This window comes from Actinomadura rudentiformis (assembly GCF_008923185.1).
Taxonomy (GTDB): domain Bacteria; phylum Actinomycetota; class Actinomycetes; order Streptosporangiales; family Streptosporangiaceae; genus Spirillospora; species Spirillospora rudentiformis.
Genome location: NZ_WBMT01000021.1, coordinates 1 through 25,405 on the forward strand (window position 1 = coordinate 1; position 25,405 = coordinate 25,405).

23 protein-coding genes and 3 pseudogenes are annotated in these 25,405 nt (G+C 68.2%); 15 read left to right on the plus strand and 11 right to left on the minus strand.

Annotated features, from left to right (window positions below):
• Positions 1–431: 431 nt before the first annotated feature.
• Both F8566_RS36830 and F8566_RS36835 read right to left on the minus strand, forming a co-directional pair.
• The gene (locus F8566_RS36830; protein WP_151566613.1) at positions 432–932 is read right to left on the minus strand and encodes a GNAT family N-acetyltransferase; all 501 of its coding nucleotides are present in this window, start codon (positions 930–932) and stop codon (positions 432–434) included.
• A gap of 179 nt (positions 933–1,111) precedes the next feature.
• On the minus strand, positions 1,112–1,531 hold the full coding sequence (locus F8566_RS36835; RefSeq protein WP_151566615.1) for an HNH endonuclease signature motif containing protein: 420 nt from the start codon (positions 1,529–1,531) through the stop codon (positions 1,112–1,114).
• A 500-nt stretch (positions 1,532–2,031) separates the two neighbouring features.
• On the opposite strand from F8566_RS36835, the gene F8566_RS36840 reads away from it, so the two are divergent.
• A complete protein-coding gene (locus F8566_RS36840; RefSeq protein WP_151566617.1) occupies positions 2,032–2,397 on the plus strand; it encodes a hypothetical protein in 366 nt (121 codons plus the stop codon).
• A gap of 132 nt (positions 2,398–2,529) precedes the next feature.
• Positions 2,530–2,679 carry a hypothetical protein gene (locus F8566_RS50370; protein ID WP_192810050.1) on the plus strand — a complete coding sequence of 50 codons (150 nt, stop codon included), beginning with the start codon at positions 2,530–2,532 and terminating at the stop codon, positions 2,677–2,679.
• A gap of 74 nt (positions 2,680–2,753) precedes the next feature.
• Here F8566_RS50370 and F8566_RS36845 read toward each other — a convergent pair whose 3' ends face one another.
• Both F8566_RS36845 and F8566_RS36850 read right to left on the minus strand, forming a co-directional pair.
• Entirely contained in the window at positions 2,754–3,173 is a 420-nt protein-coding gene (locus F8566_RS36845; RefSeq protein WP_151566619.1) for a hypothetical protein, read from the minus strand.
• A gap of 121 nt (positions 3,174–3,294) precedes the next feature.
• Positions 3,295–3,693, minus strand: coding sequence for an ATP-binding protein (locus tag F8566_RS36850; protein ID WP_151566621.1), 399 nt, complete (start codon positions 3,691–3,693; stop codon positions 3,295–3,297).
• 136 nt (positions 3,694–3,829) lie between these two features.
• Here F8566_RS36850 and F8566_RS36855 point away from each other — a divergent pair, with 136 nt between their 5' ends.
• The 4 genes from F8566_RS36855 (at position 3,830) to F8566_RS36870 (ending at position 6,985) form a co-directional block, all read left to right on the plus strand.
• Positions 3,830–4,645 (plus strand): DUF5753 domain-containing protein, encoded by an 816-nt coding sequence (locus F8566_RS36855; protein ID WP_151566623.1) that lies wholly within the window; start codon positions 3,830–3,832, stop codon positions 4,643–4,645.
• Positions 4,645–4,839, plus strand: coding sequence for a DUF397 domain-containing protein (locus tag F8566_RS36860; RefSeq protein ID WP_151566625.1), 195 nt, complete (start codon positions 4,645–4,647; stop codon positions 4,837–4,839). Before F8566_RS36855 ends, F8566_RS36860 begins: the two co-directional genes overlap by 1 nt.
• Positions 4,840–5,141: 302 nt before the next feature.
• Positions 5,142–6,689 (plus strand): replication initiator, encoded by a 1,548-nt coding sequence (locus tag F8566_RS50375; RefSeq protein WP_192810051.1) that lies wholly within the window; start codon positions 5,142–5,144, stop codon positions 6,687–6,689.
• Between the two features lie 29 nt (positions 6,690–6,718).
• A complete protein-coding gene (locus F8566_RS36870; RefSeq protein WP_151566627.1) occupies positions 6,719–6,985 on the plus strand; it encodes a hypothetical protein in 267 nt (88 codons plus the stop codon).
• Between the two features lie 392 nt (positions 6,986–7,377).
• Here the strand turns inward: F8566_RS36870 and F8566_RS36875 are convergent, their stop codons facing one another.
• A complete protein-coding gene (locus tag F8566_RS36875; RefSeq protein ID WP_192810052.1) occupies positions 7,378–8,853 on the minus strand; it encodes a recombinase family protein in 1,476 nt (491 codons plus the stop codon).
• Entirely contained in the window at positions 8,738–9,802 is a 1,065-nt protein-coding gene (locus tag F8566_RS36880) for a DUF222 domain-containing protein (RefSeq protein WP_151566631.1), read from the minus strand. Before F8566_RS36880 ends, F8566_RS36875 begins: the two co-directional genes overlap by 116 nt.
• Positions 9,803–11,257: 1,455 nt before the next feature.
• On the opposite strand from F8566_RS36880, the pseudogene F8566_RS53125 reads away from it, so the two are divergent.
• Positions 11,258–11,386: pseudogene (locus tag F8566_RS53125) on the plus strand (hypothetical protein); the annotation flags it as partial.
• Between the two features lie 85 nt (positions 11,387–11,471).
• A complete protein-coding gene (locus F8566_RS53285; RefSeq protein WP_449693220.1) occupies positions 11,472–12,251 on the plus strand; it encodes a transposase in 780 nt (259 codons plus the stop codon).
• Positions 12,252–12,368: 117 nt separating this feature from the next.
• On the opposite strand, the gene F8566_RS36890 is transcribed toward F8566_RS53285, so the two are convergent.
• Entirely contained in the window at positions 12,369–12,917 is a 549-nt protein-coding gene (locus F8566_RS36890; RefSeq protein WP_151566633.1) for a hypothetical protein, read from the minus strand.
• Positions 12,918–14,239: 1,322 nt separating this feature from the next.
• On the opposite strand from F8566_RS36890, the pseudogene F8566_RS36895 reads away from it, so the two are divergent.
• Positions 14,240–15,034 (plus strand): annotated as a pseudogene (locus tag F8566_RS36895) (IS5 family transposase).
• Positions 15,035–15,388: 354 nt separating this feature from the next.
• Here F8566_RS36895 and F8566_RS36900 read toward each other — a convergent pair.
• Positions 15,389–16,258 carry an alpha/beta fold hydrolase gene (locus tag F8566_RS36900; protein WP_225993842.1) on the minus strand — a complete coding sequence of 290 codons (870 nt, stop codon included), beginning with the start codon at positions 16,256–16,258 and terminating at the stop codon, positions 15,389–15,391.
• Positions 16,259–16,386: 128 nt separating this feature from the next.
• Complete coding sequence (locus F8566_RS36905; protein WP_151566635.1) at positions 16,387–17,094, minus strand: hypothetical protein; 708 nt, start codon at positions 17,092–17,094, stop codon at positions 16,387–16,389.
• Between the two features lie 291 nt (positions 17,095–17,385).
• Between F8566_RS36905 and F8566_RS53140 the strand changes: the two are divergent.
• From F8566_RS53140 to F8566_RS36930, 6 genes and pseudogenes are all read left to right on the plus strand, one after another.
• A pseudogene (locus F8566_RS53140) lies at positions 17,386–17,586 on the plus strand (sulfatase-like hydrolase/transferase); the annotation flags it as partial.
• Entirely contained in the window at positions 17,508–19,112 is a 1,605-nt protein-coding gene (locus F8566_RS53145) for a sulfatase-like hydrolase/transferase (RefSeq protein WP_404800378.1), read from the plus strand. The pseudogene F8566_RS53140 and the gene F8566_RS53145, both read left to right, overlap by 79 nt.
• A gap of 29 nt (positions 19,113–19,141) precedes the next feature.
• Positions 19,142–20,104 carry a formylglycine-generating enzyme family protein gene (locus F8566_RS36915; protein ID WP_151566637.1) on the plus strand — a complete coding sequence of 321 codons (963 nt, stop codon included), beginning with the start codon at positions 19,142–19,144 and terminating at the stop codon, positions 20,102–20,104.
• A 208-nt stretch (positions 20,105–20,312) separates the two neighbouring features.
• Positions 20,313–20,909, plus strand: coding sequence for an alpha/beta hydrolase (locus tag F8566_RS36920; RefSeq protein WP_225993843.1), 597 nt, complete (start codon positions 20,313–20,315; stop codon positions 20,907–20,909).
• Positions 20,910–21,173: 264 nt separating this feature from the next.
• The gene (locus F8566_RS36925) at positions 21,174–21,593 is read left to right on the plus strand and encodes an ATP-binding protein (RefSeq protein WP_151566639.1); all 420 of its coding nucleotides are present in this window, start codon (positions 21,174–21,176) and stop codon (positions 21,591–21,593) included.
• Between the two features lie 81 nt (positions 21,594–21,674).
• Complete coding sequence (locus F8566_RS36930; RefSeq protein WP_151566641.1) at positions 21,675–22,673, plus strand: hypothetical protein; 999 nt, start codon at positions 21,675–21,677, stop codon at positions 22,671–22,673.
• On the opposite strand, the gene F8566_RS36935 is transcribed toward F8566_RS36930, so the two are convergent.
• A complete protein-coding gene (locus tag F8566_RS36935) occupies positions 22,666–23,661 on the minus strand; it encodes a hypothetical protein (RefSeq protein WP_151566643.1) in 996 nt (331 codons plus the stop codon). The two genes, F8566_RS36930 and F8566_RS36935, sit on opposite strands and share 8 nt — an antisense overlap.
• Positions 23,662–23,691: 30 nt before the next feature.
• A complete protein-coding gene (locus F8566_RS36940) occupies positions 23,692–25,404 on the minus strand; it encodes an FAD-dependent monooxygenase (protein ID WP_151566645.1) in 1,713 nt (570 codons plus the stop codon).
• Between the last annotated feature and the right edge of the window lies 1 nt (position 25,405).

Consider the following 25,405-nt stretch of genomic DNA (forward strand, 5'->3'; position numbering starts at 1 on the left):
ACGGTCTTGGTGATCCCGGCCAGCAGCCCATCCGGCCCGACCAGCGACACTCCTTCAGCCTTGGCCCGCTCGATCAGCTCAGCCGCGAGCTGGACATCCAACCCGCTACCTGTCTCGTCCTCATCGTCGTTGGTCACGCATGATCCTTCCCGGCCGGGGCCTCAGCCCCAGCCTTCCGGATCACCACCCCACCCACACGATCTTTCAGACAGTCCCCAGTCGTCGGCATGACTTTCGAGAAGCCGGAGTAGGGCGACGACCAGGACCAATCCGGCGACAAGGGCGAGACGCGCTCCAGGCCGAACGGGAGCTCACCCGACGTCACGACATTGCCGAGGAGAGCAGGACACCGCGAGGCGGCAATCCGATGGCCTCGCATCACCGGATCCCCTTACCTGCCAATCCGTAGTGCAGCGAGGCGGGTTCGAGGTTCAGCGCTCGGTATGGGGCTGAGATACGGGCTTGGTATAGCGATGGCAGGGCACCGTGATTGGACCGTCGGGACCGGGGGCTTGATGGCCGAACGGGCCTTCGTCGGCCCAGCCCTGCCGCTCGTAAAAGCGCCGAGCCCGGCCGTTGCCCGCGACGACCGCGAGCCAGGCCTTGGCGTGGCCGTTCTCGCCGACCTGCCGTTCCGCCTCAGCGAGCAGGATGGCCGCGATGGTGGACCCACGGTGGCGCGCGGCAACATAGACCTGCTCGACCTCGTCACCGACCACCATCACAAAGCCTGCGACCTCGTCGTTGACAACCGCCACCGTGGTGTCCGTGACACGTTCCGCAGCGCGGCTCTCGAACGATTCAGGCGTACGCGCCGCGACCAGCTCGTCGGGAACGTGGCCGAGATGGCCGTCCCGCCATCCGTCCCGCCAGATGACGGCCACTGCGGCCGCATCGTCCGAACTGGCTGGGCGCAGGCCGAGGGATGACATCCAGCCAGCGTACTCAGGTCGATCAGCGGACCGAACGGAGGAACGCGACCCACTCGGTGCACGTTGGTGACGTTCGGGGATGTGCGGTGGCTGACGCACGAATTGGTGTTGTCGGATGTGGGCATGCCTGTAGGCCCGGCGTGGTGGTGCGCCGGGCCGCAGGCTGGATTATGGGTGTTTCAAGCCGCCAAGTGGTCGTCGTGCCAGGGGTTGGCGGCCGGGTCGATAGGTCTGCCGCGTGTGGATCTGGCGATCCCGTCGGGTGGCAGGGCCCGATATCGGTAGCGTCCCTCGTCGGTTTTGGTGATCTGTATTTGGTCGGGGCGGGTGTGTTTCCACCGGTTGTGCCAGCCGCAGCACAAGGCCAGTTTGTCGATGTCGGTGGGGCTGTTGCCCAGCGCCCACCCATCGACATGGTCGACTTCGCACAAGAATCCCGGCACCTCACAGCCCTGCACCGCGCAGCTGTCGTACAGGGTTTCCAGCACCCGGCGTTGGCCGTGGCTGGCGATCCGCACGGCGTGGCCCAGATACAGCGGCTCGTGGTCCGGGCCCAGGATCAGGGGCGAGACCCCCGCGGTCAGCGCCAGGCGCCGCACCTGGACCGGTATCGGATTGTGACATTTCGCCCCGGTCTCGTCCTGGTCGTCCCCCTGCGGGTCGTCGGGGTGTGGGTGGACGGATGCGGCCTTGAGTGGGGTTGCGGGCCGCTTAGCCTGTCCCGGCGTACGGGTGCCCCTTGGGGGTCCCCGGCGAAACGCCCGCTGTGCGGTCCGCTAAGGGGTCCCCGGTCAAGGCCGCATCCGGCCGCCCGTGCGCACGCTCAACCCCCCGGGATGGGGCGCGCCTGGTTGGGCCTGCGGGTCGGTGACTTAGCGCGCGGGCAGGGTCGCACCGCTCTTATGAGTACTGCCCAACGCCGGAGGCGGGTCCGGTTCCGGGGTGGGGGCCGGGGTTAGTTGGGAACCGAATGAACATCAGCGCTCCTCGCCTACTGGGGCGCAGAGCGCGGGGTGTGAATCTTCGGTGTGCGCTTGGCGTCCGGATTGCTCGGGTACCTCCTGGTGTGGTCGGGGGGTGGATGTCACGGGAGGCGTGCATGGGTCGGTTTCGGGTGGTCTTCACTGAAGAGCAGAACCTGTCGGGGACGTTGCTGACAGAGATCACGGTGGATGCGGCGCGGCTGGTGCTGCTGAGTGCGGACAATGACGCGCTGCTGGATGTGCCGGTGGATGTGGTGCAGTCGGCGGACCGGGGATCGACGGCACGCACCGAGCGGTTGCGCGGGACGCACAGCAATCACGGGCGGGCGTGGACGGCGCAGGAGGAAGCCGAGCTGCGGCGGCTGTGGAGTGAGGGCAAGGGCGTGCAAGAGATCGCCGAACGGCTGGGACGTTCGCGCGGCGCGGTGGGTTCTGCGGCTCGGCGCCTGGGCCTGGTGGACAAGCCGGTGGGGAGCTCGTAATCGTCGCGAGATGGCGGAGCCGGGGGCGGTCTGCGACGGAGGTCAGGGCCGGTGGATGGGACAGCGCTCGGTGCCGGACCGGCATCCGGCCGCAGACCCGAGCCGAGTGGGGTAGGGGCCCCGCTCGGTCTCGTGGGATTGCGTGTCGGAATGCCGGTGACGGCGCCGTGGGTGCTGTCCCGGAACGCCGGTCCCGCGCCACGGGCGCAGACCGACCCCGGCGGCGCCACCGATCAGGGCGACGTGCCGCGCGCCGCTGGCGCGCGGACGTTCTTGACCTGAGTAGGGAAACTCTCAACACACAGGGGTCGGTGCTGGCCTCGGGGCGGATGGACAGTGCCGGGGTGTGTGGGGGTCTAGGAGCGCTTGCGTCGCTGCCGTTCCCGGGTTGGGCGGGTCGGCATGCTCGGGGGTCTGCTGACCGTGGTGACGGAGATGCCGTGCGTCTTGGTCAGGTTGTCTTTGATTTCACGCTCGTAGGCGGCGAGTGTCTCCGCGCATGTGGTGGCCATGCACTCGCGAAGGCTCCATTGAACTAGCGCCGTCTCACTGGGCCGGTAGATGTAGGCGGCCCGCTCGCCGTGCTCGGGCATCTTCTCGACGGTGTCGGCCAGGGACTTTTTGGCCTTGAGGAATGGAAACCAGTTCACCACGTCGGCGGCCAATGCCAGGGTGGCCGCCGCCGCGTCAGGGAATTGATCAAGAAACATGAACAAGTCCAGCTCTGGGTTCGCTGCCAGATCGACTCTGGTCCGCGTGAAGTGCCAGTGGCTCACCGCCGGTCCACCTGCCACCCCGGATCACGGTTGACTCGTCTGCACGGCATGGGATGTGTTCCCTTCGCGACTGGTGGGCAGTGATCACGGCCCGTGTGGGCTGACCTTCTGCCGTCGGGGTTCAGTACGTGATGCGTGCCCAGACCCATTTGCCATGGGGCCGGGTGCGGGTGGTGCCGCATTCGGAGGCGAGAGCCAGCACGAGCGGGAGACCCCATCCGCCGTTGTTGTCGAAGTTCTGTGGAGATAGGTCGAGGTCTTCGGGCTCCAGCTCGACCACGGGGCGGGCTTGGGGCATGGCGTCGGAGGAGTCCCACACCGCCAGCAACACCGCACCCGGCTGACGGGTGAACCAGACACGGATCTCACCCTCAGGGGTTTCGGTGCATGCGTTGACGATCAGCTCGTCAGCGATCACGAAGGTGTCTGCGGCGATGTGCGGCAGCCGCCAATCCGCGAGGCGGAGTTCTATCCGCCGACGTACCTCGGCCGCTACGGTCCCGGCCGCGATGCACGTCATGTCCAACTCGCTGGGGGTTACCGTCTGGCTGCCCATCTCATCCTGCTCTCGTTTCTGGCTTCTAAGAGCCAGAGTGGCCGTCGCGCGCTATCTTGTCGCGTATCGGCGATACTCCCGATACCCCGGAGCGTGGTGGATGGCCCCCATAGAGTCACTGAACCCCGATCTGTCGTTCAAGCACTGGATCGCGTCTGACTTGCGCTTCTATCGTGAGCAGAACGGAAAGTCGCTCGCTCAGATGGGGGTGATCATGGGTTGCGCGAAGGCGACCGTATCGAACCTTGAATATGCGCGAGATGGCTGGAACATGAACGAAGACCAGGCCGGGAAGCTAGATGAGCACTTGAAGCTCAACGGGCACTTCGCGCGCCTGGTTCGATACGCCCGGACCGCTCACGATCCGGACTGGTTCGCCGAATACGCCAAGCACGAGGGGAAGGCGCTGGCGGTCCGCTCGTACCGGCTCTCGCTGTTCCCGGGTCTGCTCCAGACGCCTGAGTATGCCCGCGCGCTGCTCACCGCGTCCCGGCTGGTCGCAGATGTGGAGGGGGCGGTCGAGAACCGTATGAAGCGCCAGGCGGTGCTCACGCGAGAGACACCACCGCATGTCTGGATCCTGCTGGATGAGAACGTGCTACACCGGCCGGTCGGCGGGGCTCGCGTCATGCGGGAACAACTCGCAAGGCTGCGGGACGCGATCGAGCTACCGCACGTGACGATTCGAGTGGTGCCGCAGACGGCGGGCTTCTACCTGGGGCTGGACGGCTCGTTCAACACTCTGACCATGGACACTGGGGACCTGGTTTACGTGGAGGCGCCGGGCGGTGGAAGGCTGATCCAGGGGAGCACAGAGGCACGCGAATTCGGGGTACGTTGGGACCGTATCGGAGCAAGCGCCCTACCGTGGGACGCCTCGCGAGATCTCATAGCACAAGCGATGGAGCGGTTTTGATGATCACCTGGCGCAAGTCCAGCCGGAGTGGCGGCGGCGGCTCGGGCGGCCAAGAGTGCGTAGAGGTTGCCCAGGTCTCTGGGGCGATTGGCGTACGGGACAGCACAGCTCCAGACGCCGGGCATCTGTCAGTCTCGACTCAGAGCTTCGCTGACCTTGTTGCGCGAGTGAAGCGGGATGAATTGGATCTTTGAGGCAGCAGGAATCGACGCGAGCCCCGGCTACGGCCGGGGCTTCTTCGTTCCCGGGGAAGTGTCCGTTAGCACGGTGGATAACCGTCAGGCAAGAGACCGAATGGGGTGGACCACCCGGGGCCGTTCCCGTTAGCCCGATTGACCTGCGGCGTCACGAACATTGGCCGGATACGGCCATCGCTACGTGTTGGACGCTCGGCAAACGCATTTGTCAAGAGGGGGCACTGTAGGGGTTGCTGGTTAGTTTCGCAATGGTTGCGTGCAGATTGTTGGTAGGGATCTGCGACGTGAGGTGATGCGGAATGACCGGGGCAGGCACGACGGGGCCGGTAGCGGGATCGGTGTTGTCGGGGATGGTGGCGCGGGTATCGGCGGGTGAGTGGGGGCCGTGGTCGCGTCAGGTGGAGCGGGCGGGGTTTTGCTGGCGGCCGGTGCGGCTGCGGGGCCGTGCCTTGGCGGTGGACACCACCACGGGCGAGATCGCGGCGGAGTACTCGACCGGTGATCAGCCGGATGGGTCGGTGTTGGTGGCGTGCAAGGACCGGCGGGCGGCGGTGTGCGGTCCGTGTGCGGAGACCTACCGGCGTGATGTGTGGCATCTGGTGGCGTCGGGGTTGCGTGGCCGGAGCGTGCGTGAGCTCCGTCCGAGGGCGCGGGCGGGTGCGGCGGTGGAGGTGGTGCCGGGGTCGGTGGCGGCGCATCCGGTGGTGTTCGCGACGTTCACGGCGCCGGGGTTCGGGGCGGTGCACGCGGCCCGTGATGGTGGGCGGGGGGTGTGCCGGGAGCGGCGCGGGGATGTGCGGTGCCGTCATGGTCTGCCGGTGGGCTGCTCGCATCGTCACGCAGAGGATGACGGGCGGGTGGGTGATCCGCTGTGCTGGGGCTGCTACGACTACGACGGGCATGTGCTGTGGCATGCGGCGGCTCCGGCGCTGTGGGCACGCACGATCATTTACCTGTACCGGGCGCTGGCACGGCTGGCACGTCTGACGGTTCGGGCGGTCCGGCAAGAAGTGCGAGTCAGCTACGTGAAGGTGGCCGAATGGCAGCGGCGGGCGGCGGTGCACTTCCACGCGGTGCTGCGGCTGGACGGCGTGGCTGCGGGTGACCCGGACGCGGTGGTGGCTCCTCCGGCGTGGGCGGACGCTGCGGTGCTGGAGGCGGCGATGCGGGACGCCGTTGGACGCGCTCAGGTGCCGTTGCCTGCGGTGGGCGGCGGGGCACGGGCGGCGCGGTGGGGCGCTCAGCTGGACGTGACGGCGGTGGCCGATCCCATGCGGACGGCGGCGTATGTGGCCAAGTACGCGACCAAGACGGCGGGCGACACGATCGCCGGGTTGCCGGTGCGGGCGTTCGGCCGGGGCGAGGCCGCGCGGGTGCGTGAGCAGGTTCGGTCGTCGCATGTGATGCTGCTGGTGGCGGCGTGCCTGCGGCTGTCCAAGCGGGAAGACTGCGCGGGGCTGCGGCTGGCCGACAACGTTCATGCGCTGGGGTTCGGCGGGCACTACTGCACCAAGTCGCGGCACTACTCGGTGACGCTGGGCGCGTTGCGGCAGGCCCGGCGGACCTGGCGAGCGGAAGCGGCGGGCGAGGATGGCGGCCCGGTCGATCCGTGGGCGGCGGCGCGGGGCCAGCACGACTCGGGCGGGGTCGGGGCGGTGACGCTGGTGGGTGACTGGCGGTATGCCGGGTCGGGGTTCACCCGGCTGGGAGATGCGGACCTGGCGGCGACGCTGGCCCGCGACCACGCGGCGTGGCGAGAACACGAACGCGATCGGCGGGCTGAAGATCACGCCTGGCGGCGGCTGATCCATGACAACGACGCGATCGTGGTGGGTGAACCGCTATGAGGCGGCGCGCTGCTGACAGGGATGCGGGCATGGAGCCACTGTTCAGCATGCAGGAAGTAGCGCAGGAGGCGGGCGTGGACGCGACACCGGAGCCTGAAGCAGTGCCGGTTGGTGGGCCGGTGCCGGAGGCGGAGGCGGTGCCGGAGGCGGAGACGGTGCCGGTGGCGGAGACGGTGCCGGTGGCGGGGGAAGAGGATGAGTTGGCGGCGCATGTGCGGGCGGTGGTTGACCGGATGGGCCCGCTGAGCCCTGCGCAGGGGGACTTGCTGGCGCTGTTGTTCCGGCGCAGTGCGTGACGGGCGACAGGGGGCAGGGGCCGCGGCTTCCCGGTTCGGAGACAGGGTCGGGGCCTGCCGGTATGGCCGTAGGCCACCCCGTAGGGGCAGCCGTTCAGGCGAGTCCGGCCGGCGCCGTTGCGGCAATTCCAGGCAAATGTGTGGAGTGCTAGAAGCCGCTGCCCCGGGCGCAGCGGTGCGGAAGGTCGCGGCCAAACGGCCCTGGTCTGCGCGACGGCGCGGGCTGGCAACAGCAGGGACGCATGGGGAAGGCGCGCCGCTTGCGGCTCATTGAGGGGTGGTTGGGCGGGGGCTTGTGGGACAGGCCACCGACCCGCAGATGATCTTGAACCGGTGGCGGGCATGCCATGGCCCCCACCGTGCGGGCGGGGGCCGTGAACCGGGGTGCGGGACTAGGCGGCGCGGGCCTGGGTGACGCGGGGCGCGGGCTGGCTCGCGTGGCCGGTGGCGGGCGTGGTGGCGGGCGGGCCGAAGGTGATGCGTTCGTGGATGGGTACGCGCTTGCCCTTGCCGCACGGCTGGATGCTGATGGTGAACAGGGCCTTGATCGCGGCGCGTTGCTGCCCTAGGGGAAGGTCGTGCCATGCCTGGGCGACGTCGGCGACGTCGATCAGCGGGGCTAGCGGGGACTGCTCGGTGGCCTGGTCCAGCTGGGCCTGGATGGCGGCGGCCTTGGCGCGGCGGCGGTCGGTCTGGGTGAGGAACTGGGCGCGGGTGATGCGGTCCTGTTCGTAGTCGTCGGCGATCTGTTCAAGGCGGGCGTTGTGCACGGCCAGTTCGGCCCTGAGCGCCGGTACGTCGATGGTGGCGCTGGGGGTGGCGATCAGCTCGGCGGCGTCCGGGCGCGACAGCCGCTCGATCACCACGCGGGACACGTACTCGTCGGCGTCGGCGCGCGGGATGGTGACGTGTCCGGGGGCACCGGTGTCCTTGCACCGGTAGACCGGCCGGTGCGCCACGCTGGCGGTGGTGTTGGAGCGCATCTTGCCGCCGCACGGGCACCGGTAGATGCCCGATCCCAGCCACTTGGCGGCCGGTCCGGGCTCGTGGTTGGTGCGGCGGGCCGGGTCGGTCAGCTTGGCGACGATGCTGCGCCACACGTCCTCGGGCAGGATCGGCTCCCACGGTGCGGTCCCGATGATGTCGGCCTCGGTATAGGGGCTGCGGTCCCGCTTCTGCCCATGCTTGGGCTCGGGCCGGTACACCAGAAACCCGGCGTTGCGCGGGCGCAACAGGATCTCCCGCACGTTGTTACTGGTCCACCGCAGGCTACGGGTGTTGGGCACCTCGCGTTCCCGCAGATCACGGGCGATCGCCTTCAACGGCACCCCCGACAGCACGGCGTTGGCCATGCGCACGATCTCGGCGGCCTCCTCGGGCTTGATCGTGCTCCCATCGGCTTCGAAGCCGTACGGGCGGGTCCCGCCGCTGAACACCCCGCGCTTGGCCTGGCGCTGCTTGGCGAGCCTGACCCGTTCAGACCGGTGCTCGGACTCATACCGGGCGATCGCGCACAACTGCCGGGCGACCATGCGGCCGGTCGGCGTGGCCAGATCCAGCGGACCGGCCTTCACGGTCTCGGTCGCGACTTGGTGCGTCTCGACGACGTTGATGTAGTCCTCAAGCTCGGTGTTGGAGCGGTGAAGCCGGTCGGTGTGCCACGCCAGCACCCGATCCGCGTTCCCAGCGGCCAGATCCCGCATCATCCGCAGATAGGCCGGGCGCGGCTTTCCCGAATACGCCGACAGGTCGTTATCCACGTACACCTTCACCACCGAATAACCGCACCGGTCCGCCAATTCCCGGCACTGTTCTTCCTGCGAATCCACCCCCAGACCCGCCCCGGTCCTGTCGCGAGAGATACGCACATAGATAACCGCGCGAGTCTCGCTCATGCCACTGCCCTCCGCTGTCCCGATTTCGCTTTCCATACCTCCATTCTTCCCTTTCAGAGTGCCAATATCCGCAGTTCGCGTGCGCGGCCGGGATCGGCGTGCCATCACGCAGCCACCCCGGCTGGTCGTCCCCGGTGAGGGTGTCCAGGTGGGCGATGACGGTGACGCGGGTGTTGCGGTGCCCACCCGACAGCACCGCGGTGAGGGCGGCGGCGGTGCGTTCGGCCAGATCGCGGCGGTCGTCGCTGCCGGCGGGCTTGGCCAACGGCGCCAGGGTGCCGTCCAGGAGGGCGGTGTCTTCGGGATTGAGCCAGCCCTTGACGTAGCAGCCACCATCCAGCGACCGGCTCACCGCCAGCCACGACCGCTCATACCCACGCCGCACATCCTCCGGCTTATCGTCACCGTTGTGTTCGGCGACCAGGTCATGAATCTTGTTAGCGAGCCGGGCGACCTTGCCCGCTGACAACCCATCCTCGGCGGCCTGTAGCAGGATGTCTTCAGCGGTCGCGCAATCCTCATTGCTCAAGCGGTGGACGGCGTCGGCGATGGTCGCGGCGAACCCGTACGACAGGTCCCCGGTGGCCATCTGCGCCTTCACCCTCTCGAGCCGGGGCAGTTGCCGGGCCAGGGTGATGCGCTCTTTGGCGCGGCCTTCGCGCATGCCCATCCGGCACCGCAACCACGCCTGGGTGGACGGCAGCCCCCAATGTTTCATTTCCCCGGTCCGGTCCACCACCGCGATCAATCCGGCGAGGGCGTATTCGGTTTGGTCGATGGCGGTGGCCAATTGCTCGGCCAGCTCCATGCACGCAGAACCAGAATCCGGAGCGGATCGTTGCGCGAGTTGGGCAGCGATCGCGGCTGCCGCTTCCACCAATTGCGCGGTGGAAGCGGACGAAAGATCCGCGATCGAATTCATACTGTTATGATATCGTCACGAACAGTCACACTGCAAGGCATTGAGGTGTATCGGCGGCTGTATCTGGCCACCGGATTTCCTGCGTCGGTTTGGGTGTTTTGCGCACCGGCCTTCGTTGCTGAACGACGGCTGAGTCGAGGCCAGGTCAACATTGTCATGCGTGATCAGTATTGTTTGTGGCCGTCGTTGATGGATGGTCGCCCGGATTGCCGTCCCACGGTTGCAACCTAGTTGGGGACGGGTGAGTCGGAGATTAAGTCGGCTGAGCTGGGTGGGCGGTTGAGCGGTGCCGAAGTGACCCTTTGCGCGCCCGTACGGCTGGCTGTGTGTTGCTGTCACGTTGGTTGCGGTTGCGGAAGTTCAACCATGCACGAAGGTTGAGCCGCCACCATTCTTCAGTGCCACATGTCCATGCGGTGGCCGTCGTTGATGGATGGTCGCCCGGATTGCCGTCCCACGGTTGCAGCATGCCTGAGGGCGGGTGAGTCGGAGATTAAGTCGGCTGATCTAGGTGGGCGGTTGAGCGGTGCCGAAGTGACCCTTTGCGCGCCCGTACGGCTGGCTGTGTGTTGCTGTCACGTTGGTTGCGGTTGCGGAAGTTCAACCATGCACGAAGGTTGAGCCACCATCATTCTTCATGGTCAGCATGTCCATGTGGTGGCCGTTGTTATGGATGGCCGGGTGGTGAGGTTCCCCTGTAGCACGGCCACCTGCGGTGAGATGGGTCAGTCTGCGGTCAGTGAGGTGCGGTACTGCTCCTCGTAGGTGACCGGGCTGAGCATTCCGATGCTGGAATGCCGTCTGAAAGGGTTGTACCAGCATCAACGTGGCCGTGGAACGGGGGGAAGCTCAGTGGGCGGCCGTCCCACGGTTGCTCCGTGGTTGGGGGCGGGTGAGTCGGAGATTAAGCCGGCTGATCTGGGTGGGCGGTTGAGCGGTGCCGAAGTGACCGTTTGTGAGTACGTGCAGTTGGCTGTGTGTTGCTGTCACGTTGGTTGCGGTTGTGGGGGTTCAGCCAGGGTCGCGTCCATGGGGTTGGTGCATGGGTTTGGCCAGGTCAGAGGGTGCGGCGTCGTGGCGTGAGACGGCCATCGCGTGATCCTTTGAATCGACCAAGATCGAAGGAGAAGAAACGCGATGGCCGTGAACGACAGTGTGGACCTTGCGGGCTGGTTGGCCGAGTAGATCGGGGCGGGTGAGCCGGATCTGTTGCGGCAGATGGTGACCACGATGGCGAATGCTTGATGTCGGCCGAGGCCGGTGCGATGTGCGGCGCCGGCTACGGGCAGCGGTCGCCCGAGCGGGTCAATCGCCGCAACTGGGTAGCGGGAGCGGGAGCGGGACACCCGGGCCGGCACCGTGGAGCTGCGATCCCGAAGCAGCCACTCGGGGTCGTACTTCCCCTAGTGGCTGCTGGAACGCCGTCGGCGGGCCGAGCAGGCCCTGATCTTGGTGGTGGTCTTATCTGCTGGGTGTGTCGACGCGGCGGGTGGACAGCTGGTGGAGCAGAGGGGCATCAAGAACATCTCCAAGAGCCAGGTCAGCGAGATGTCCAAGGTGCTGGAGGTCCAGGCGCAGGCGTTCGGCAACCGGCCGCTGGAGGCAGGGCCATATGTGTTGGTGTGGGTGGACGCCCTCACTCACAAGGTCGGTGAGGGCGGCCGGACCCGTGAACGTGCACGTCCTGGTGGCCGCCAGCGTCAACGCCGACGGGCACCGCGAGATCCTCGGGGTCGAGGTCACCTCATCCCAGGACGGCGCGGGCTGGCCGGCGTTCCTGCGCGGCCTGGTCGCCCGCGGCCTGACCGGCGTCCAACTGGTCATTTCAGATGCGCACCGCGGCCTGGTCGAGGCGATCGGATCGACGCTGCCGGGCGCGGCATGGCAACGCTGCCGCACCCACTACTTGCGCAACCTGCTCACCAAGGTCTCCAAGTCCACCCAGCCCTGGGTAGCCACGCTGGCGCGCATCATCTTCGGCCAGCCCGCTGCCCAAGGGCAGCTCAGCATGCCCGGGTGGTCGACTGGCTGCAGGCCAAGCACCCCCCGACGCCGCCGAGCACCGCGACCAGGCCAAAAGCGATCTGCCTGCCTTCACCGCGTTCCCGCGGCAGGTGTGGCGGCAGATCTGGTCGAACCATCCCCAAGAACGGCTGAACAAAGAAATCCGGCGCCGCACCGACGTGGTCGGCATCTTCCCCGACCGGACCGCGATCGTCCGCCTCGAGGCACCGTTGTGATGGAACAGACCGACGAATGGACCAAGGCCCGCCGCTGCATGGGCCTGGAATTCCCATCCCAAGCCCGCCTGACATCTCATCAAGGGCACCACACCCGCCCCCACCATCGGCCAGCACGAACTCACCGCTTAACCTGCAACAACAGGACCACGCGGACCTGCTCGTACACCACCTCGCCGGACGTGACCTCAGCCAGGCGCGAACGGTGAGGGTGGGCCGCCGCCTGAGGTTGCGCCACATCCCGCTGGTTTCACGCGTGAGTCATAGCTCCACGTTCAGCCCCTTCTGGCGCCACCTCGTCGCACGTGATGGTGACTTGGGGAAGATCATGCGGTCCTTGCCGGGTGGCATCGGCGCACGTAGTAGGCGTACGTCAGCGCCAGCGTCAGTGGGCCCCACAGACCGACCGGACTGATGCAGATCTTCGCCAGCGCCTCCCACCAGCCGTTCTCGTAGCCGGTTCCATCGATGACGCCGATCCAGGTGAGCGCCATCATCACCGAGACGGCGGTCATGACCAGGCCGCCGATCGCCGCCGGGACGATTACTGCTGCCGGACGGATGCTCTTGCCGCCGATGAAAGGGATCCAGGCGGGGGCGACCTCGCCCCACCCTCGTACCAGGCCGATGCCCAACAATGCCGCCGCCTCCGTGAGCACGCTGAGGCCGAAGACGTACGGAATGCTGATCCACAGCGCCGCCGTGGCCGCAGCGTCGACCTGGCCCATCTCGAAATGGAAGGCGAACGGCAGCCGCCACAGGCACGAAGGCAGGACAAGCAGCGGGATCGCATAGGCGGTTCGCAGCGCCCAGCGCGGGACGGGCCGTTGGGTGTCGCTGACAGAGGGGGCCGCGTGAATCAGTTTGATCGCCATGCCCCGACACTCTTCGACCTGCAAGGACTGGTGATCACTCGTTCAGGGGAACCGGCTCCCCCGCCGGAGTGAGATGCCAGAGGGTGGTGACCGGGTCGGCGACCGGCACGCACTGCGCGAGCCGTCGTCCTGCCCTTCATCGAGCCCGGCGGACTCACCAAGCCCAGGAAGGGCCAGGAGCGCCAGAGCCCGCAGGGTGGGGCCAAGAACATGTTCGAAGAACCAATCCCGCGCTCTTCGCGGCAGAGGCCGAACATCAGCAACGAGCAAGGGGGCGCATCTGAACGTGCGGAGCGTTGCTGCGAACGTCCAGTGCGTTGCTGTCACATTGGCGAGGTTTGCAGGGAGCCTGGTCTGGGCGAAAGGGTGGCGGTGGCCTGGGGTGGGTAAATCCCGCGCCCCGCGCGGCTCAGGGCTCGGGCATCAGCCACCAGGAAACCTGCGCCTTCCCAACGTGCCTTGCCCGCCGCATACTTTCTTGTCGCTGCCGCTTTTGGTCTTTAGCCCCCTCCTGTCGGCGGCCGGACGGGGTGCTGCGCCAGAGGGGTGACCGCTGCCGTCAACCGCGAAGCGGCATAGCAGTAATCGCCCGATACGCAAAGCCACAGGCAACAACAATCAACAACCACAGCCCCAGGTGGCTACCCGCACAACACTGCCGCGCCTCACCCAATACCTACATTCTTATCGCCACCGCTTTTAGATTATTAACCCACCCGCCGACTGCCGGATGGTTGAGCGGTGCCGAAGTGACCGTTTGTGGGGCCTGCGGGTTTGCTGTGCGTTGCTGTTACGTTGGTTGCGGTTGCGGGCGCCCGGTTTGTGCAAATGTGTGAGGGTAGGCAATGGCCAGGAGTTGCATAAATCCGTGCGCTCCGCGCGGCTATGGTTCGAACGTCAGCCACCAGGAAACTTGCGCCATCTGAACGCGCCAGGTCCGCTCCGCAGCTCCATGTTCGGACATCAGCCGCCAGGAAACCTGCACTTTCCGAACGTGTTTGGCCTGCCGCCTACTTTCTTGTCGCTGCCGCTTTTGGTCTTTAGCCCCCTCCTGTCAGCGGCCGGACGGGGTGCTGGGCCAGAGGGGTGACCGCTGCCGCCAACCGCGAAGCGGCATAGCAGTAATCGCCCGATACGCAAAGCCACAGGCAACAACAACCACAACCCAGGCAGCTACCCGCACAACACCAACACCTACATTCTTATCGCTACCGCTTTTAGGCCTTAGCGCTCCTGACAAATTGATCGTTGTGGCTGCCTTGCAGTGGGAGTGCCGGTTTGATCAATCTTTGTGAGAAGGGGGTGAGCAGGCGCGGTGGGTCGTGCGTGACAGCTTGTGGGAGCGGGTCGGGCCGCTGTTGCCGAAGGCGGAGCGGTGCACTGGTTACCTGGGCCGCAGGCGGCTGGGCGACCGCAAGGTGTGGTGCGGGCTCTTGTTCGAGCTGCACACCGGCATACCGTGGGAGTTGTTGCCCCGGGAGCTGGGGTCGGGCGCTGGGGTTGGGGTCGGGCATGACCTGCTGGCGCCGGTTGAAGGAGTGGCACCAGGCGGGCGTGTGGGAGCGGCTGCATCAGGTGCTGCCGGCCGGGGTTGCACGCGGCCGGGAAGCTGGACTGGTCGCGGGCGGTGATCGACAGCCCGCGCGTGCGGGCGCTCACGGGTGGCCCAAAACCGGGCCGAGCCCGGTCGACCGCGCACGAACGGGCTCGAAACACCACGTCCTCGCCGGCGGCCACGGCACCCCGCTCGCCGGTCAGCCTGACCGGCGGCAACCGCAGCAAGGTGACTCAGCCGATGCCGCTGCCGGCCGCCATCCCACGTGGACACGTCCGGGCAGCCGCGCCGACGGCCCGACTGCCTGGACGCCGACCGTGGCCACGACCACGACAACTACCGGCGGCCGGACGGCGCCAAGGGCATCAAACACCAGATCGGCCGCCGCGGCACCGCGCACGGCTCTGGCCCGGGCAAACACCGCTACATCGTCGAACACACCATCGCGCTCCCGCACCGGTCCCGCCGTCTGCGCATCCGCTGGGAAATCCGCGATTACATCCACCAAGCCCTCATGACCCTGGCCGCAGCCATCATCTGCTGGCGACGCCTCGTCCGCTGACCTTTCTGTTAGGACCTCTTAGCCCCGTTCCTGTCGGCTGACGGGCGGGATGTTTAGTCAAATCGCTGCAGCCGAGCGCGAAGCGGCGCAGCAGGGACCTACGGATGCACAAGCCAGCAGGCGGGCGCAGAACCCAACGGCCCCAGCGACTTTTTCTTCGCTGCCGATAGCTATGTCGTGTTGTATCCGGCGCGGACACATCATGTTGGGCGTCCGTCAACGGCCGAGAGTTGCGGAACCTCGCCACGGGGGTGGATCGGGTTCGGCAACTGACCGTAGAGGCTTGGGCAGTGCTTCGCTAGCGTCGGCGTCCAGCGGGGTGGAGGCCGCGCCGTTGGGGGTTGGGAGCGGTCCTCAGGGGCGGGCGAGCGCGGCGATGACCTTGTCCCATACTCGGGGCGGCAGCTCCTGGCCCGTGCCGGGCAGGCGGATCAGCTCGGCCCCGGGGATCTCCCGGGCCAGCGCCTGGCCGTTGCCGATCGGGAAGAACGGGTCGTCCTCGCCGTGGATCACCACCGTCGGGGCGCCGATTCCACCCAGCCGTTCGCGCCAGCGGTCACCGGAGTCCATTGCCGCGAACGCGCTCGCGAGCTGGTTGGAGCGGTGCACCGTGGCGGGGTCCGCACCGAGCGGCACCACCGCGCGGTCGAAGATCCGGCCTGCCCGCTCACGCGCCGCGGCCTCGTCGAATCCTGCCCGGCCGGCCATGTGCCGCGCCTTGTCGGCCATGGCCGCCACCACCGACGCGCGGTCGGTCCAGTCCGGCTGCGGCGCCGAGATGATGAACCTCATCAGCTCCGGATCGTGCTCGGGGAGGTCGGCGTCCACCGGGCCCGGCGGGTTGGGGCGGGTCGCGATCAGGGTGAGTGCGGCCACCCGATCGGGGTGGTCCAGCGCCAGCAGCTGCGCGATCCACCCGCCGACCCCGAAGCCCGCCACGTGCGCGCGGGGCAGCCCGAGCGCCGCCAGCAGTCCCGCCGCGTCGGCGACCAGGTCGCGCAGGGTGTAGCCAGGGGTGCCGGGGTCGATGGTGGTGGACCGGCCGGTGTCGCGCAGGTCGTACCGCACGACCCGGCGCGGCGTCCGGGCCAGCCGCTCGCACAGCTCGTCCGGCCAGGTCAGCAGCGTGTTGCCGATCAGCAACACGGGCGGCGCGGTCGGCTCGCCGAAGGTCTGCACGCACAGTTCCACACCGTTCACCGGCACCAGGCACTCGTCATCCACGTTCGCTTCCTCCTCCTACGTCCAGGGACCCAGTGATCCTTGACCTGCTGACTCGGACGCGGACGGAAACTCATCGGGTCCTAATACGACAGGGCGCCGGTCGTTTTGACGCTATGCCGGGTGCTGCCCTAAGCGGGGGGACTGCCTGGGAGGGCAGAAGCGGTTGGATTCGGCCTGAAGGGGACGAAGGCCGCCAGGAGCAGCAGGGCGTAGACGATCGCGTCCAGGGCGGTTCTGATCTGGTTCAGCGATGACCACCGTTCGATGTCGGCCTCCACGTCCGCCGACATCACGTTGCCGGACTGGATGAGCGCGTCTTCGATGGACACCACGTGCGGCCCGAAATACAGGTAGGTCCAGGCTCGGACCAGGTAGAAGACCGCTGCCGCCGCGACCACCAGATGTCGCCGCCGCCCGCCGACACGCCAGGCCAGCAGCACCGCGACAGGCATGATCAGCCACTCCGTGGAGCCGTTGGCGACGTTGAAGAAGACACCCATGGCGTCGGCTGCCGGGCCGTTGAAGTCCTCGGCCGTCATGTGGCCCGGTCCGACCGCCGAGCGTTCGATCGCACCGAGAAATCCGCTGGCGAAGACCAGTCCCGTGGTCACTGTTCCCGCGAACAGCAGCGTGTTCGACGCTCCTGGCAGGAGGCGATCGCCTATGAAGCGGGCTGCCAGGAGCGCGGCACCGAGCCCCCACGCCAGTCCAACGGTCGCGCCCACCAAGGCGGGGAGCACACCGTCCCCGACGAACGCTCCCTGCAATCCACCGGTGACGGCGAGCATGATGGCTGCGAATCCGGCCGGCCGGATGTTCACACTTTCTCGCGTCATGAACAGATGGTCGGCGAACTGTCGGCGACCGACCATCAGGGATGTCCCCGAGTCGCCCCTGAGATGGATGACTTCACACCACGGTGACAGGGAAGATTCACGGTGGCCAGAGGATGCAAGCAAGCGTACGCTTGGGCGCTGAATGTCCGTTCGAGATGGTGCGGAGCCGTGGTGGACCAGGTCGGAGCGTCGCGCAGGCAGGTGCTGGGCGCGGGTGCTCTGCTTGCGGCGGGCCTGCCAGGTAGGGCCCTGGCCGACGGCGGGCGGCGCGGGCCGAACATCGTGTGGCTGGTGAGCGAGGACAACAACCCGTTCATCGGCGCCTATGGGGATCGGCTGGCGCGGACGCCCGCCATCGACCGGCTGGCCCAGGAGGGCGTGCGGTATGAGAACTCCTTCTCCACCGCGCCGGTGTGCGCGCCCTCCCGGTTTGCGATCATCACCGGCATGTCTCCGGAGAGCTGTGGTCCGGCCGAGGACATGCGGGCCAGCGGGAGGATTCCCGCGTTCCTGCGCGGCTTCCCCGAGTACCTGCGGGAGGGCGGTTACTACTGCACGAACAATGCAAGACCGACTACAACGCGCCTATCGATCCGCGGAAGACCTGGGACGACTCTGGTGTCTTCGCGCACTGGCGTAACAGGCCTAAGGGCGCGCCTTTCTTCGCAGTCTTCAACTCTGACATCACGCACGAGTTCTTCTTGTCCCTGGCAGGTCCCGGAAAGACTCGGCCAGCGGACGTACGGGTGCCGCCCTACCTGCCCGACACCCCGGGGATCCGCGCGGATCGAGCTCGGTATTACGACCTGATGGAGGTGATGGACCGGCAGGTCGCCGCACGCCTGGCGGAGCTGGACGCGGATGGTCTGGCGCAGGACACCATCGTCTTCTACTACTCCGACAACGGTGGAGTTCTGCCACGCAGCAAACGGTTCTGTTTCGACAGCGGCCTGCGCACCGCCCTGATCGTCCGCTACCCGCCCAAGTGGGCGCACCTGTCACCGGCCGGGCCGGGATCGGTGGTCACCGCGCCCGTATCATCGGTCGACCTGGCTCCGACGGTGTTGTCGCTGGCCGGTGTGGGGGTTCCGGCGTATATGCAGGGCACCTCCCTGACCGGAAGTCGCCCCCGATATGCGTTCGGTATGCGCAACCGCATGGATGAGCGGTACGACATGATGCGGACTGTCAGGGACGAACGGTTCCGCTACATCCGCAACTATTCGCCGCACCGCGTCTACGGACAGCACCAAGCGTTCGCCTGGCGCCAGAAGGGCTACCAGGACTGGGAGCAGGCCCACATCGACGGCACGCTGAACGCGGTGCAGGACCGGTTCTGGCGGGAGAAGCCGGCCGAGGAACTCTACGACCTTCACGCCGACCCCGACGAGGTCCGCGACCTCGCTGCCGACCCTCGCCATCGAGGCCGGCTCGACCGCATGCGCAGCGCCCTCGACGCTCACATCATCCGGACCAACGACAACGGCTTCATCCCCGAGGGCTCGCCGCTGGAGGGCTACGACCAAAGCCGCGTGCCGGGCGCCTATCCGCTCCGCCGCGTCCTGCGGCTGGCAGGGACCGCGATCCGCCGAGACCCGGCCAACGTGCCGCTCTTCATCCGCTCCCTCGACGACGGCAACGAGGTGATCCGTTACTGGGCCGCCTCCGGGTTGTTGATGCTCAAACGGCGGGCGGCCCCCGCAGCCGAGGCGCTCGCCCGGCGTCTTGATGACGACTCTTCCCCGCAGGTACGCATCGTGGCGGCGGAGGCGCTGGCCGTGCTAGGTCGTACCGAACGGTCGGTGCCATTTCTCGCCGACACCCTCAGCGAACACGCCGACCTCAAGGTGCGGCTGCAGGCGGTCAACGCGCTCACCTACATCGGGCCAGCGGCTCTGCCCGCGCTTCCGGCCATCAAGCGTGCTGCGTTCTCGACCGACGAATACCTACGAGGAGCAGCGCGTTACCTGCAACTGGTCCTGACCGGTGCCTACACACCGGGCTCCATCATCTGGTGACCACCGCAGCCATGAAGGGAGGCGGCACCATGCCCTCAGCCTCGGCACCGAAGAGTCCGTGCTGCGCAACGGGCATAGGGACCACCGGTGCCGCCGCCCGCGTGGTGCCCGACCAGGCGCCCACGAGCACGCGCGGGCAGGTGCGCATCCCCGGCGGCACCTTCGTGATGGGCGACCACTTCGGCGAGGGGTACCCCGCCGACGGCGAGGTGCCACTGCACGAGGTCGAGCTGTCGCCGTTCTTCATCGACCCGACCCCGGTGACCAACGCCCAGTTCGCCAGGTTCGTCAAAGCGACGGGATGGGTCACCGAAGCCGAGGAACTCGGGGTTTCCGCCGTGTTCCATCTCGCCTTCCAGGGGTCACCAGGCGACATTGTGCAAAGCGTCGCGGAGGCGCCATGGTGGCTGGCCGTTCGCGGCGCGGACTGGCGGCACCCTCAAGGCCCAGGGTCGGACATCACCCGTCTGCAGAACCACCCCGTCGTCCATGTGACGTGGCACGACGCCCAGGCATACTGCGCCTGGGCGGGGAAGGTGCTGCCGACCGAGGCCCAGTGGGAGTACGCCGCGCGTGGCGGTCTGGCCGGGGCACGGTTCCCGTGGGGCGACGAGCTCACCCGGCGCGGACGATGGCGGTGCAACATCTGGCAGGGAACCTTTCCCGTCGAGAACACCTGCGATGACGGCTACTTCACGACCGCGCCCGTCAAGACCTTCGCTCCGAACGGCCATGGCCTCTACCAGGCCTCGGGCAACGTCTGGGAGTGGTGCCAGGACTGGTTCGCCGCCGACTACTACGCCCGCTCCCCGCGCACGGACCCGCCCGGATCGGTGACCGGGACGGCCCGCGTGATGCGTGGCGGCTCCTACCTCTGCCACTCCTCGTACTGCCAGCGCTACCGTGTCTCGGCGCGCTCCGGCAACACGCCGGACTCCGCCTCGGCCAACATCGGCTTCCGATGCGCGAATCCCGGTAACGCCTCCGCCTAACGAATGGCTGTGAACGGCTGAGGCATGGCGGCACGTGGGCATCGTCGAAGTGTTCGCCCTCGGCCAAACGCAGTCGCGAGTTCGGATGGCGTGGCAACAGGATGGGCGTATGCAGCCGATCTTCGTGCTCGTTCACAGTCCGTCGGCAGACCCCTCAACCTGGCACCCGGTGGCCGAACATCTGACCGAGACGGGATAGCAGGCGAGGGTGCCATCCCTGCTACATGTGGGCGCCGGTGGCCCGCCCTTCTGGCCCCGGATCGTCAGCGCCGTCCGCGACGACCTCCAAGAGGTCCCGCCCCTCAACCCCATCACGCTGGTGGCGCACAGTAACGCAGGCTTGTTCATCCCGGCGATCCGCTCAGGTCTCGACCATCCAGTGACCAACTCGATCTTCGTCGACGCCGCGCTGCCGGCCCGGACCGGGCCAACGCCTGTCCTCTCACCCGAGTTGCTGGAGTTCCTCCGCCCTATGGCCGTCAACGGCACACTGCCCCGCTGGACCGACTGGTGGGACGAGGCAGATCTCGCCCCGATGTTCTCTGATCCGACAATGCGCCAGACAGTCATCGACGAGCAGCCCACCCTGCCACTGTCCTACTACGAGCAGCAGATCCCCGTTCCTGAGGGCTGGAACGACCACTCCTGCTCCTACCTGCTTTTCAGCCCTCCATACGACGACGTCGCCGCCGAAGCACACCAACGCGGCTGGCCCGTGGCACACCTGCCCGGCGCACACCTGCATCAGATCGTCGACCCCGCCGGCACGGCCCGGCACCTCATCGAGCTCGCCTCCAAGCCCTGATCCACTTCTGAACTGGCGTCGCCGTAGGCGTCCCACCAGCCTTGCTCAGTGGGCGTTCTCCAGTCGAGAGATCTTCGTACGGGACTGGCAGTGAGGTGTGACGGTGCGTTCCGATTCCGAACGTTCGGCTGCCGCACGTTCCCGGTGAGCGCGTGCCGATCCTCACTTGGAGGTGACGGACACCCATATGTGGGTGCCTGGGCGAGCACACACAGTGACGATGGAGACCGTTCGAACCGTTCCCCGCGTTCCGTGAGGTGGCCGATGTTGCCCGCCGTCCCCGACCAAGCCGACTACGAGACACCGATGATCTGGAGGCGCGAATTCCCCGGCACCGATGACCAAGCCCGGGCCGTGCGGGTCTTCGCCGCGACGCTGCTCGTCACCTGCCCGGTGCTCGACGATGTCCTGCTGGTGCTGGACGAACTCGTGGTGAACGCGTTGCTCCATACCCGTTCAGGGCTCGATGGAGGTCGTCTCACCGTGGAGATCTCCAGGGACGCGGGCGGGATCGCCGTCAGTGTGGCGGACGAGGGCGGACCGGAGGTGCCGTGCGCCGGCGTTCCCGCCGTGCTGGCGGAGTCGGGCCGCGGCCTGCTCACCGTGGCGGCCCTGTCCACCGGGTGGTCGTGGACGGGTGACGAACGGGGCCGGACGCTCCGCGCCACCTTCGCCGTGCCTTGAGGTGATGCCCGAATGGGCATGATTTTGGGGGTGTGGGGGCGGGGCACATCACGTCTTACCGCATCAGCGATGTCGGGAGACATGATGAGAATGCACCTCGCTGCCGTGGCCGCCGTGGCCGCGCTCGCCGGTGCCGCGGCCGGTTATCTCCTTTCCCCGTTGCCGGGGACGGCCGGGACGGAGCACGTGTCGTTCGCGCCGGTGAAGACCAGGCATGTCGCGCTGAACATGCCGGCCCACGATCGGGCCAAGGCTGCCGCGCTGGGCTACGACCTGTTCGACGTCGATCCGGATGAGGGTGAGATCGCCTCGCTGCCGAAGGGCAGCCAGGCGTTGGTGTGGGTCGGCAACACCACCTGCGGCGGCTTCGGGATGACCGAGGACGCGTTCGCCGACACGGTGCGGCGGCTGGCGCGCAACCCGCGGGTGTACGGCTGGTATCTCAGTGACGAGCCGAATCCGGCGGAGTGCCCGGACATCGTCGCGCAGATCCGCCGGCGGGCCGACGTCATCCACCGGTACGCGCCGGGGCAAAAGGCGTTCGCCTCGCTGACGGACTGGACGATGACGCCGCTCAGACCGTCCGCGACGCACCTCGACCTCATCGGGCTCGATCCGTACCCGTGCCGGACCGACGACCGGGGCTGCGACCTCCGGGCGATCGACCGGATGGTGGGCCAAGCCGTCAAAGCGGGCTTTCCGAAGAGCATGATGGTGCCGGTCTTCCAAACGTTCGGCCAGTCGTGCAACCAGGGCGAACGGAACTGGCGGCTGCCGACAGCGGGCCAGCTCCGATCGATCCTGGAGCGCTGGAACGCCCTGCTGCCCACGCCCGCGTTCGACATCAGCTACTCGTGGGGCCGCCAATCCGAGTGGGCCTGCCCGACGCTCGCGGACTCCCCCGCGTTGCAGGCGGTCATGAAGGAGCACAACAACAGGCGGCTGGGTCCGGCTCCGAACGCGCCCGCCCCGCCACCTCGGAACGTACCGCCCGCGCCCGCCACGCCGCCTCGCGATGCACCGCCCGCACCCCCTCGCGCACCGGCGGAGACGCCGTCTCCGTGTACGACCGTCAGCTGACGGCCAGCGCCCGGCCTGCCTGAAGCGCGGTCCCGACCGAGTCGCGCAGCATGGTCTCGGCGCGCTGGGCGTCGCCCGCCAGCCGTTCGATCTCGTCGCGGGCCAGGTCGTGGCCGACGGTCCGGGCGAGCAGGTCGCGGTAGCGGGCGTTCTGCTCAGGCAGCCGTTCGACCACCTGCCATTCGTGGTACGCGTCGTCGGCGTCGCGCGCACGGCGGGCGTAGGTCTCCAAGGCCTCGATGCGGTCGGTGATGGCGCGTACGGACAGGTCCATCGCGCGGCGCTGAGGTTCGAGGAGGGCAAGGACACGGGGTGTGAGGCGTTCGGGACGCTGGGCCCGGCGTTCCCGGCGGAGTTTGGTGTGCTCCGCCAGCGCCCACGCGATCTCCCATTCCTGCCGGGGCAGCACAACGGTGTTGTCGACGTCGTCGAGCAGCCCGGCCCGGTGCGACTCGGAGCCGAGGACGGCGTCGATGGCCCGCTGGGCGCGCAGGAGCAGCTGGGCGGCGGGCCGGTCGAAGTCGGCGGGCAGCAGGTACCGCCCGTGGTAGTCCCGCGCGGCGCTCGCGGCGGCCGGTTCGCGCAGGTGCCGGATCGCGCCGATCGTCCATCCCGTGAAGCTGGCGGCGGCGAGCACCGCCGCGGCCTCGCCCTGGCCGAGGAGGATCAGCAGGATCTGCACGGCCGGAAGCGCCATCATGGCGAGCAGCGCCGTGCGTCCCCACCGGAAGACGCCGTCCAGCAACGTGTCGTCGTCGAGCGAGGCCAGGAAGAACACCCGGAACCAGCCGCCCGGCAGGACCCCGTAGAAGAACGCGAAGGCCGGGATCCAGAAGGCGCGGGCGACGATGGTGGCGGCGCCGACGCGAGGTGCCTGCGGGGCGGGCAGGCTCGCGGCGACGAGGCGTTCGGGGTCGGCCGCCAGGAGGGCGCGCTCGCGGGTGGGAACGGACGGGTCGAAGACGGGCCGGGGGCGGCTGTCGCTCATTGGCTCTCCCACCGAAGAGGAACCGTTATCTCATAGTGGGCTTCTGGCTCGCCCCGGTCCACCGGGATGCGTGTGACCGGTCACCGGCTGACCGGTCGCCCGCGCGAGAGCGGCGGCGATCTCGTGCGGCCCGGGGTTGGGGAGGATCGCGGCCAGGTGGGCGTCGGGACGGATGAGCCAGGCTTCGCCGGGGCGCATGTCGACGGCAGCCGAGCCGAGGTCTTTCAGGTGGACGATGTTGACGGGCGCGGCGGTGGCCGAACGGGCGGCGTCCGCGAGCCGCTCGGCCTCCCCGTCCAGCAGCTCCCCCTCCACCAGTTCCCCGTCTGGCAGCTCTCCGTTCAGCAGCAGCGTGAAGCCGTCCCGCAACAACTCCCTCAGCCGGATGATCTCAGGACGCCCCGCGAGCCGGACGCGGGCGTCGGGCACGATGACGCCCGGCGCCAGGGTCTGCGGCGCGCCCTTGGGCGGTCGGCCGGCGGGCGGCGGCCGGGAGGGCTCGGGGGTGGTGAGAGGCGAGCCGGTGTACCAGAACGGCTCGGCGAAGCGACCCGAGTCGACCTCCGCGGCCATCGCGGGATCAGCTGCGGCCCGGTCCAGCACGGCGCGGCGATGGTCCCGTTCGGCGGCCGTCTGCGGGACGAGGAAGCGCATGGTGGCGGTGGTGACGTCGAGGTTCTCCAGCGCGGCCGCGTGCCGTTCGAGGTGATAGGTCTCCAGCAGCTCGTCCGGCGCCCAGCCACGGGCCACGAACGCGATCTTCCAGGCGGCGTTCTCGGCGTCGGGGACACCGGAGTTGAGGCCCCGCGCGCCGAACGGGGCGTACAGGTGCGCGGAGTCCCCGGCGAGCAGCACCCGCCCGGCCCGCATACGGTCGGCGACGCGGGAGTGGAACCGGTACACCGACACCCATGACGTCGTGTACGGGACGTCCCCGATGATCTGCCGGATCCGGCGGTCGAGGCCCCCGCTCGCGCGTTCCTCCGCCAGCGAGAACCCAGGCGGCACCTGCCAGTCGACGCGGTAACACGAGTCCGGGCAGGGGTGGATCAGCACCTGGCGTCCCGGGTTCCACGGCGGATCGAAGTAGAACCGGCGCTCGCACTCCCATCCGGCCAGATCCGCCCGCAGGTCCACGATCAGGAACCGGTCGTCGAAGCTCTCCCCGGGGAAGCTCACGCCGAGCGCCCGCCGCAGGGCGTCGGAACGGGCCCCCGAGCAGGCCACCACGTACGACGCCCTGATCTCCTCCCCCGTCGCGCAACGCAGCGTCACGCCCCGGGCGTCCTGCACCAGCCCGACGACCTCCATCCCGCGCCGGACCTCGATCAGATCGGCCCGCGCGGCGACGCGCTCTTCGAGGATCTCCTCCGTCCGGATCTGGGAGATGTTGACGCACGGCGGCAGCGTCTTGGTGTCGGCGAACCGCCACGAGTACAGCTCCTGCTCCCCGTAGTAGGTGCGGGCCGTGGTCCAGGCGAGGCCCTCCTCAGCGACCGCGGAGGCACCGGCGGACGCCCAAATGTCCAGCACGTCGCGCTGCTGGCAGATCGAGCGGGAACCTTCGGGGGAACGGACGGGTTCGCGTTCGAGCACGATCACGGGAAGGCCCCACCGGGCGAGGAGCAACGCGGCGGTCAGGCCGACCGGACCGGCGCCGATCACGACGACCGGCTCCGGGAGCTGCTCTGGAGGCTGCTCTGTGGGCTGCTCCGGCTGTCGTTCCGGGACCGGGCTCGCCATC

Excerpts from the sequence above, each read along its gene's own strand:
- F8566_RS36830 (WP_151566613.1), bottom strand. The coding sequence starts at position 932 with ATGTCATCCCTCGGCCTGCGCCCAGCCAGTTCGGACGATGCGGCCGCA.
- F8566_RS36840 (WP_151566617.1), top strand. The coding sequence starts at position 2,032 with ATGGGTCGGTTTCGGGTGGTCTTCACTGAAGAGCAGAACCTGTCGGGG.
- F8566_RS36850 (WP_151566621.1), bottom strand. The coding sequence starts at position 3,693 with ATGACGTGCATCGCGGCCGGGACCGTAGCGGCCGAGGTACGTCGGCGG.
- F8566_RS36855 (WP_151566623.1), top strand. The coding sequence starts at position 3,830 with ATGGCCCCCATAGAGTCACTGAACCCCGATCTGTCGTTCAAGCACTGG.
- F8566_RS36860 (WP_151566625.1), top strand. The coding sequence starts at position 4,645 with ATGATCACCTGGCGCAAGTCCAGCCGGAGTGGCGGCGGCGGCTCGGGC.
- F8566_RS50375 (WP_192810051.1), top strand. The coding sequence starts at position 5,142 with ATGACCGGGGCAGGCACGACGGGGCCGGTAGCGGGATCGGTGTTGTCG.
- F8566_RS36870 (WP_151566627.1), top strand. The coding sequence starts at position 6,719 with ATGGAGCCACTGTTCAGCATGCAGGAAGTAGCGCAGGAGGCGGGCGTG.
- F8566_RS36880 (WP_151566631.1), bottom strand. The coding sequence starts at position 9,802 with ATGAATTCGATCGCGGATCTTTCGTCCGCTTCCACCGCGCAATTGGTG.
- F8566_RS36890 (WP_151566633.1), bottom strand. The coding sequence starts at position 12,917 with ATGGCGATCAAACTGATTCACGCGGCCCCCTCTGTCAGCGACACCCAA.
- F8566_RS36905 (WP_151566635.1), bottom strand. The coding sequence starts at position 17,094 with ATGACGCGAGAAAGTGTGAACATCCGGCCGGCCGGATTCGCAGCCATC.
- F8566_RS36915 (WP_151566637.1), top strand. The coding sequence starts at position 19,142 with ATGCCCTCAGCCTCGGCACCGAAGAGTCCGTGCTGCGCAACGGGCATA.
- F8566_RS36925 (WP_151566639.1), top strand. The coding sequence starts at position 21,174 with ATGTTGCCCGCCGTCCCCGACCAAGCCGACTACGAGACACCGATGATC.
- F8566_RS36930 (WP_151566641.1), top strand. The coding sequence starts at position 21,675 with ATGATGAGAATGCACCTCGCTGCCGTGGCCGCCGTGGCCGCGCTCGCC.
- F8566_RS36935 (WP_151566643.1), bottom strand. The coding sequence starts at position 23,661 with ATGAGCGACAGCCGCCCCCGGCCCGTCTTCGACCCGTCCGTTCCCACC.
- F8566_RS36940 (WP_151566645.1), bottom strand. The coding sequence starts at position 25,404 with ATGGCGAGCCCGGTCCCGGAACGACAGCCGGAGCAGCCCACAGAGCAG.